At 42.6% G+C, this 8319-nt stretch carries 7 protein-coding genes; 6 read left to right on the plus strand and 1 reads right to left on the minus strand.

Annotated elements, in window-relative coordinates; all coding sequences use genetic code 11:
* Positions 1-30: 30 nt before the first annotated feature.
* On the plus strand, positions 31-2187 hold the full coding sequence (locus GX756_05240; protein NLC17267.1) for a sodium-translocating pyrophosphatase: 2157 nt from the start codon (positions 31-33) through the stop codon (positions 2185-2187).
* A gap of 444 nt (positions 2188-2631) precedes the next feature.
* On the opposite strand, the gene GX756_05245 is transcribed toward GX756_05240, so the two are convergent.
* On the minus strand, positions 2632-2844 hold the full coding sequence (locus GX756_05245) for a DUF4926 domain-containing protein (GenBank protein NLC17268.1): 213 nt from the start codon (positions 2842-2844) through the stop codon (positions 2632-2634).
* A 264-nt stretch (positions 2845-3108) separates the two neighbouring features.
* Here GX756_05245 and GX756_05250 point away from each other — a divergent pair, with 264 nt between their 5' ends.
* The 5 genes from GX756_05250 to GX756_05270 all read left to right on the plus strand — a co-directional run bounded on the left by GX756_05250 (position 3109) and on the right by GX756_05270 (position 8310).
* A complete protein-coding gene (locus GX756_05250; GenBank protein NLC17269.1) occupies positions 3109-3345 on the plus strand; it encodes a ferrous iron transport protein A in 237 nt (78 codons plus the stop codon).
* Positions 3342-5216, plus strand: a complete 1875-nt coding sequence (locus GX756_05255; protein ID NLC17270.1) for a ferrous iron transporter B — start codon at positions 3342-3344, stop codon at positions 5214-5216. The genes GX756_05250 and GX756_05255 overlap by 4 nt, the downstream gene beginning before the upstream one ends.
* 135 nt (positions 5217-5351) lie before the next feature.
* Positions 5352-5738, plus strand: a complete 387-nt coding sequence (locus tag GX756_05260; protein NLC17271.1) for a hypothetical protein — start codon at positions 5352-5354, stop codon at positions 5736-5738.
* Between the two features lie 157 nt (positions 5739-5895).
* Positions 5896-6108 (plus strand): heavy-metal-associated domain-containing protein, encoded by a 213-nt coding sequence (locus tag GX756_05265; GenBank protein NLC17272.1) that lies wholly within the window; start codon positions 5896-5898, stop codon positions 6106-6108.
* A 12-nt stretch (positions 6109-6120) separates the two neighbouring features.
* The gene (locus GX756_05270) at positions 6121-8310 is read left to right on the plus strand and encodes a copper-translocating P-type ATPase (GenBank protein ID NLC17273.1); all 2190 of its coding nucleotides are present in this window, start codon (positions 6121-6123) and stop codon (positions 8308-8310) included.
* Positions 8311-8319 lie beyond the last annotated feature (9 nt).

Raw genomic sequence — 8319 nt, forward strand, 5'->3', positions numbered from 1 at the left:
ATACAATAATATAATTATAAAATAAAGCCTATGGTGGTTTTTTCCAAATCGCCAAATAGCTACAATAAAGGGGAAACTGATTTGGACTTAAAAATTATTTTTTTCATTATCGCAGGACTTGGAGTTTCCTTGCTTGCGTTTGTTTTTGTTTTCTGGCTTTATATGTGGATAAAGAAACAGCCATCCGATAATCCCAAGATAGCTGAAATGGGCAAATACATTAGACAAGGCGCGATGACATTCTTAAAAAAAGAATACATCATTCTCGCCAAATTCGCCGGCGTAGTGTCGCTGTTTATTTTTGTGTTTTTGCCCAAACCTATCTGGCAAGGCAATCTAGCGCAAACCATAGGCGACCATATCGGCGTGGTGGCGGCGTATATTTTGGGTAATGTTTTTAGTTGCCTCGCCGGCTATATCGGCATAGCCATTGCCACAGTCGCCAATATTAAGACGGCCGAAGCCGCAAAACAAGGCATCAAACCCAGCTTTTTGTGCGGATTCCGCGGCGGCGCGGTTATGGGACTTGCCGTGGTGGGCGCGAGTCTTTTGGGAATAGGTCTGGCTTATCTTGTATTTATGGCGACGGACAATTCGTTATTGATGTTGGGCTTTAGCTTTGGCGCGTCCAGCCTAGCTTTGTTTGCAAAGGCGGGCGGCGGTATCTTTACCAAGACTGCGGATATTAGCGCGGACTTGGTCGGGAAAGTGGAGCTTGGCATACCCGAAGACGACCCCCGCAACCCCGCTGTTATCGCCGATAACGTGGGCGACAATGTGGGCGATGTCGCGGGCATGGGGGCAGATTTGTTTGACTCCAATGTGGCGTCAATGACGGCGGCTTTGGTCATGGGCGCGAGCCTAGGCGTAGCCAAAAATATTATGATGATATTCGCTTTTGCGTCAATCGGGCTTTTGTCCTCGTTGATTGGAATATTCCTAGCGCGCATGGGCAAAAAAGACGACCCGACTTTTGCGCTTAACACAAGCACCTATATAACCACGGGATTGTTTTTAGCGTTGTCCGCGGCGGCGACAGCCATATTCAAATTTGATTGGCGGATATGGGGAGCGTCCGTATTGGGTCTTTTGGTAGGCGTGGTTATAGGCATTGTCACCGATTACTTTACCAATGATACCAAGCGTCCCGTCCAAAATGTCGCCAAAGCATCGGCAAGCGGACCGGCGTTTACAATCTTGTCGGGCGTAAGCTATGGGTTTTTGAGCGTGTTGCCCGCTATGATAGGAATAGCAATATCGGCATTGGGCGCATATTACTTGTGCGCGCCCTTGGGCGAAGGTTATGGAATGTTTGGTATCTCAATGTCGGCGGTAGGCATGCTTTCAATAGTCGGAATGATTATAAGCAACGACGCTTACGGCCCTATCGTTGACAACGCGCGCGGGCTTGCCGAAATGGGCGGTCTTGGCGACGAGGTTTTGGAAAGAGCGGATAGCCTAGACTCCGCAGGAAACACGGTCAAGGCCATCACAAAAGGCTTTGCCATAGGCGCGGCGGGTCTTACCGTTATCGCGCTTTTGGGCGCGTTTATCAGCGAAGTAAACGAAGCCGCCGAAGCTTTGGGACTGGCCAAAATAAGCGGTTTTGATATAACCAATCCTTTGGTCTTCTTTGGACTTATTATAGGCGCAGCCGTTCCCGCGGTGTTCAGCGCTATGCAAATTTTGGGCGTGGACCGCAACGCGCAAAGAATGGTAAAAGAAATCCACAGACAGTTTGACGAAATCCCCGGCCTTAAAGAGGGCAAAGAGGGCGTAATCCCCGAATACGACAAATGCATCGTTATCGCCACCCACGGCGCTATAAGGGAGCTTATCCCCGCGGGATTGTTCGCCATAATTATTACTTTGGTGGTAGGCTTTGTGGGCGGCGTTCAGGCTATGGGCGGATTTTTGACCGGAAACATTGTAAGCGGATTATTGCTTGCCTTGTTTATGTCCAATAGCGGCGGGCTTTGGGACAACAGCAAAAAGTATATAGAAGCCGGCAACATCGGCGGCAAGGGCAGCGAGGCGCACAAGGCCGCTGTGGTAGGCGATACCGTGGGCGATCCTTTCAAGGATACGGCGGGACCGAGCATTAATACCCAAATCACCGTCGTAAGCTTGGTGGCGTCGCTTATGGGCGCGCTGTTCTTGGCGTATAATGTCATAAATCTTATTTAAGATAATCCCAAAAAACTAAAACAATAAAGGCAAGAAAGTCTCTTGCCTTTTTTTATCGCCAAAACGGTTAAAAAAGGCTAACGCCTAATTTTTTAAGATATTTTAAAAATCAAAAAAAAGACAAAGGGCTTCAATAAAACCTTTTGTCTTTTTTGATAAAAAGGAAGCTTATAACTAAAACAATCTATATTTTTATAATAACACAATATCAAATAAAGTAAAGCATATTTACCAAAATTTGCCAATTTTGTCTATTTAAAAATCAATATCTTTTAAAAAAAGATTTTATTTTAAGACATAAGCCGTATTTTGTTTTGTTTTTTTCAATTTTCAAAGTATGCCCTAAATCAAATTCTATAATCCGTCTTTGATGAACTTATTTATATGTTAAAAAGACGAGCTTTTTACTCGTCTTTGATTTTTAATGTTATCTTGACATATTTATTATTCATTATAAGATTCAACTAAAATCAATTGATCAGCTGTATATTCCTTCATTATAGCTTTTTCTATCATATCGCCATTTTCATCAATAAATTCAACAGTAAATGCTTCGCCGTTTCCTAAAACGTCAACGATAGTTCCAGTATATGTTTTTTTCACGCCCGCTTCAAGATCATCTTCTTTCAATCTCACAATATCTAATAATTTGAACATTATCCCTCCTTTTCTAGGCAAAAACTATGCGCTTTATTCACCAAAACATGTTTTACCCTTTAATAAAATATTTGTATGGATATTAATTATTATATTTTAATTTTCAAATTCCGCAACATTTTTTCAGCATTTTAACTTTTATATAATTTTTATATTTTTTTAATTATTCTTTATCATATCTATAATTTAGGCGTTTTTTTACGTATCAAAAAATTTACCGCGCCGTTATTTCTATTTTTGGCTTTGGCTTAATAAGATATATTTATGACTTTGTATGATTTAAAAATAGGCGAGAGCGCCGAGATCGTGCGAGTGTCGGGCGCGAGCGCCAAAAAACTTGGGGAGCTAGGCTATACCCCAAAAACCAAAATAAAAGTCCTTAATATCAGCCTGTTTGACGGCAGATTAATTTTGATAAGGGATTGCGTAGTCGGGCTTAGAAGCTCGTTGGCTAAGGACATAGAAGTAAGATTGCTAAAAGACAAGGAGCCGCCAATTTGAATATTATTAAGGCCCTTATGATCGGCAACGCCAATACCGGCAAGACTACCTTATTTAACGAACTGACCAAGAGCAATCTACATACGGGCAATTGGTATGGCGTCACGGTTGCGGGCGAAAAAAAAGCCTTTAGGTTTAAGGGCTATGAAATAATATTGGAAGACTTGCCGGGCATATATTCTTTAAAGCTTGCGGGCGCGGAAGAAAAAATAACTCTAAACAGGCTAAAGCGCGGCGGTTATGATTTGGTCCTTAACATATGCGAAGTCAAGGCGCTTGCCCGCAACCTTTACCTTTCGTTGCAGCTAAAAGCGCTTGGCGTCAATATGGTTGTGGTTGTCAATATGGCGGACGAGCAAAAAGATTTTGAGATAGATTTTGATTTATTGTCTAAAACGCTGCAAGTCCCCGTAGTGTCCATAAGCGCCAAAAAAAGAATTAACCTGGATGTTTTATGCGAGCAGATAATAAAGAGCTATAAAACTTCAACCCAAAAACCTATCCAAGATATTGAAAAAAAACTACAAGACTTAAACGCCCCCCAAGCGTATTCGTATATAGACAACCTTATGCGAAGCGTCAAAAAACAAAAGACAACCAAAAATGACTTATCCAAAGCCGATAAAATTATCCTCAATAAATTCTTGTGCCTGCCTATTTTCGCGCTTATTATGGGCGCGGTGTTTTTTGTTACATTTGAGCTTGCGGGCAGCCGCTTTTCGGATATTTTGGGACAGTGGATAACCAAGCTGGAAAGCGTTATTTCCACGGGGCTCAAAAAAGCGGGCGTTAGCGTAGGCTTTAACAAACTTGTAAGCGAAGCGATTTTGGGCGGGGCGGGGAGCGTTATTGAGTTTTTGCCGCAAATCACGCTTTTGTTTTTTTGTCTGGCGATATTGGAAGACAGCGGTTATATGGCAAGGGCGGCCTATGTCTTGGACGGGGCTTTGCAAAAGATAGGCCTAAACGGCAGAGCCGCGTATACATTGCTAATGGGCTTCGGGTGTTCGGCTACGGCGGTTTTTACGGCCAAGAGCATAGAGCAGCCAAGCGTAAGGCTAAAAACCGTTATGATAACGCCCTTTATATCGTGCAGCGCGCGCATGCCGGTATTTTTGGCGATTTCGGGCGCGTTTTTTTCCAAATTCAGCTATTTGATTGTGACGGGATTATATTTGGGTGGAATAATAGCCGCTTGCGTATGGGCGCTGATACTAAACAAATTCTTAAAAATTGACATCAAGGAAAACGACTTTTTTATTGAATTGCCGCCATATTGGTTGCCGTCTTTTAAAAGAGCGCTAAAGCTCGCGCTCCAAGAGATAAAAAACTTCTTTATCCGCGTCTGCACGGTCTTGTTTTTGGTCAATATTGTCGTATGGATTTTGGGAAGCTTTGATTGGCGCTTAAAATATGTGGGCTTGGCGGGCGACAGCATCCTAAAAAGCGTATCCCAAATTTTGCTGCCTTTGTTTTTGCCCATAGGCGTTACCAAATGGCAGGCGGTAAGCGCGCTTATCTGCGGTTTGGTCGCCAAAGAGACCGTAGTTTCCGCTATAGCCACTTTGGGCGGCATTTCCCAAATTTTGCCGACTTGGACTCAAGCCTTGCCGTTTTTGACGTTTGTTTTGCTTTACAGCCCTTGCGTCGCGACGATAGCGGCGATACGCAAAGAACTGGGCAAAAAATGGGCCTTGATATCTTTTCTGATGCATCTTGTTTGCGCTTATTTGATGTCAATGATAGTTTTTGGCGTTATCCTGATAGCCAATATTTCTTTGAATATAATAATTATTTTGGCGGTTTTGTTAATCGCTTATTTGATTATAAAAACAGCTTTTAAGTTTGAGATGGATAAAAAAAGAAATTAAAACGCTTAATTTTGGCTTAAGGTATAAGCCGTTTTAAATTATTCATTAAATTCTAATTGTTTTTTAATTATTCTTTAATCTATTTTAATTCGCAAACATATAAATCAATGCTATACTTATATATAGGAGGTTATTATGAAATGGGTAAGAAACCGCATTGTAGGCGGAATATTTCTCATAATAGTTGCGTTGGTTATGTTTGCCCTTTACCGAGAATTTAGGCTTTTTTACGGCTTTAGCTTTATGGGCCTTTTTCCTTTGATAATTTTTGGGGCTGTCGCGATAACGTTTATAATCTCTATCGTTCAAGGAATAAAGGGAAACCAGCAACACAACCCCCCTCAAGACGGCCATTATCACCCTGATCATCATAACCGCCGCGATGACAACGCCCAAACCTATAACCAACCTAAAAAATACAATGTATATAGAGGATATTATAACAGATGCCCTATGTGCGACAGCGAAACAGAACCCGACCAAAAATTTTGCATCAATTGCGGCAATAAATTAAAAGATTAACGCCTAAGCGGTTTTTAGATAAATAATCATTAAGACCGTAAAAACTATTTTACGGTCTTTATTTTTTTGTCCTTTGTCAAAGGCTATTTACATATGTAATTTTTTTACTTAATCTTTTGGGGTTTAATGCTATAATTAAAATAAATTGGAGGATAAAATGAAAAAATCCGATTTTATATTAATCGGTTTGGCGTGCGACAATTGCATAGCGCAAGTTACCAAGGCAATCAAAAAATTAAAAGGAATCAAGTCCTATAAAATAACCTTAGAATCCATGATGTTAGAATATGACCAAAACAAAGTATCCGAACAGGATATAATAAGCGCGGTTCAATCGTTGGGATATAACGCAAGACCAAATAACCAGTAAAGAAGGCCGTTCATGAAAACAGAAAGCTATAAAATTGTCGGAATGTCATGCGCCGCCTGTTCGGCGAGGGTGGAAAAGGCGCTAAAGCGAAGAAAGGGCGTAAAAAGCGTCAATGTTAATCTTGCCATCAATACTATGACAATCACGTATGATCCAAATATTATCCAAAGCCGGCAAATAATCCAATATGTTAAAGACGCCGGCTATAAGGCTTTTTTGCATAGCGACTTGACCAACGACCAAAAAAGAGCGCTGGAAATCAAAGAATACAAAAGCCTATTTTATAGGTTAATAATCTCCGCCATATTTTCCGCGCCTTTATTTTTGGCGATGTTTGTTCATATGTCAAAAGCGGGGCATTTTCTTAACAGGCCGATATTTTTGTATTTGCAGCTAGCTTTTGCCACCATAGTTCAATTCGGCACAGGAAGCGCTTTTTACATAGGAGCTTACAAGTCAATCAAAAACAAAAGTCTTAATATGGATGTTTTGGTCGCTTTGGGCACGACGGCGGCTTATCTTTTTAGCGTATATAATATGGCAGTTTTTCTCGTGAGCGACCGTCAAGGCGGAGCGGATTTGTATTTTGAGTCTTCGGCAGTAATTATCACTTTGGTGTTTTTGGGCAAATTTTTGGAACACCGCGCCAAAAGCCGCACCTCGGACGCCCTAAAACAGCTTTTGAGCTTTCAGGCCAAATCGGCAAGGATTATCACAAGCGAAGGGATTGAATTGGAAATTCCAATAGACAATATCAAAATAGGCGATATAATACTGGCCAAGCCCGGCGACAAGATAGCCGTGGACGGCGAAATAATAAGCGGGCATACCTCGCTTGACGAGTCTATGCTGACGGGCGAAAGCCTGCCCGCCGACAAGGGCGAAGGCGACCAAGTTTATGGCGGGACTATTAACCTTTCGGGCGCGATAAAATACCGCGCCCAAAAAGTAGGCAAAGACACGGTATTTTCCAAGATTATAGAGCTAGTAGAGCAAGCCCAAGGCAAAAAAGCCCCTATCCAAAAAATCGCCGACAAGGTTTCGGGAATTTTCGTGCCCATAGTCTTGTTGATAGCTGTCATAACCTTTGTTATAACGATATTATTTAAAGACTTTGCGTCCGCGCTTATTAATTCGGTAAGCGTATTAGTCATAGCTTGCCCTTGCGCTTTGGGACTTGCCACGCCGACCGCCATTATGGTAGGAACGGGCAGCGCGGCAAGACGGGGAATATTATTCAAAGGCGGCGATGTTCTGGAACGGGCGCATAATATTAATATAATAGCCTTTGACAAAACGGGCACTATCACAGAAGGCAAGCCCCAGGTCAAAGAAATGGTCACAATCAACCAAGACAAAGCGCGCGTTTTGGATATAATCCTCTCATGCGAAAAGCAGTCCGAGCACCCTTTGGCGCATGCCCTTGTAAGTTACGCGCAAGAACAAGGCGCGCGATATATAGAGCCCGAAAGCTTTGTTTCTTATGCCGGCAAGGGCATTCAAGCCAAAATAAACGGCGCGGAGGTTTTGGCGGGCAATTTAAAGTTAATGGAAGAAAAAGGCGTGGATATAGAAGATTATAGACATTACGCCCAAAAAGGCGGAACGGCGGTTTACTTGAGCGAAGGCGGCAGTTTAACGGCGGTATTTTTGATAACCGACACAATCAAAAGCAACGCAAAAGCCGCAATCCAAGAACTAAAAGAAAAAGGCATTAAGACGGTAATGCTTACGGGCGACGCATCGCACGCCGCGGCTATGACAGCTTTAGAAGTTGTCATAACCGATTATATAGCCGAAGTCTTGCCCGACCAGAAAGAAGAGCATATAAGAAAACTAAAACAAGGCGGAAATATTGTCGCCATGGTCGGCGACGGCGTCAACGACGCGCCGTCGCTTGCAAGCGCGGACATAGGCTTTGTAATGAGTACGGGAACGGATGTCGCCATTGAAGCCGGCGATATCACGCTTATGCGCGGCGACCTAAAAAAAGTCGCAGACGCTTTGTTTATCAGCCAAAAAACCATAACAAAAATCAAGCAAAACTTGTTCTGGGCTTTTATTTATAATGTCATTGGGATACCATTGGCGGCGTTTGGCGTTTTGAACCCTATAATAGCGGGCGCAGCCATGGCGTTAAGCTCGGTATCAGTCGTCGCTAATTCTTTGCTATTAAGAAGACAAATTGAGCAAAAGCGCTAAGGTTTTGGG

It is taken from the genome of Clostridiales bacterium (assembly GCA_012512255.1).
Taxonomy (GTDB): domain Bacteria; phylum Bacillota; class Clostridia; order Christensenellales; family DUVY01; genus DUVY01.

Coding starts and splice junctions, on each gene's coding strand:
- GX756_05245 (NLC17268.1), bottom strand. CDS start 2,844: ATGTTCAAATTATTAGATATTGTGAGATTGAAAGAAGATGATCTTGAA.
- GX756_05270 (NLC17273.1), top strand. CDS start 6,121: ATGAAAACAGAAAGCTATAAAATTGTCGGAATGTCATGCGCCGCCTGT.
- GX756_05260 (NLC17271.1), top strand. CDS start 5,352: ATGAAATGGGTAAGAAACCGCATTGTAGGCGGAATATTTCTCATAATA.
- GX756_05265 (NLC17272.1), top strand. CDS start 5,896: ATGAAAAAATCCGATTTTATATTAATCGGTTTGGCGTGCGACAATTGC.
- GX756_05250 (NLC17269.1), top strand. CDS start 3,109: ATGACTTTGTATGATTTAAAAATAGGCGAGAGCGCCGAGATCGTGCGA.
- GX756_05240 (NLC17267.1), top strand. CDS start 31: ATGGTGGTTTTTTCCAAATCGCCAAATAGCTACAATAAAGGGGAAACT.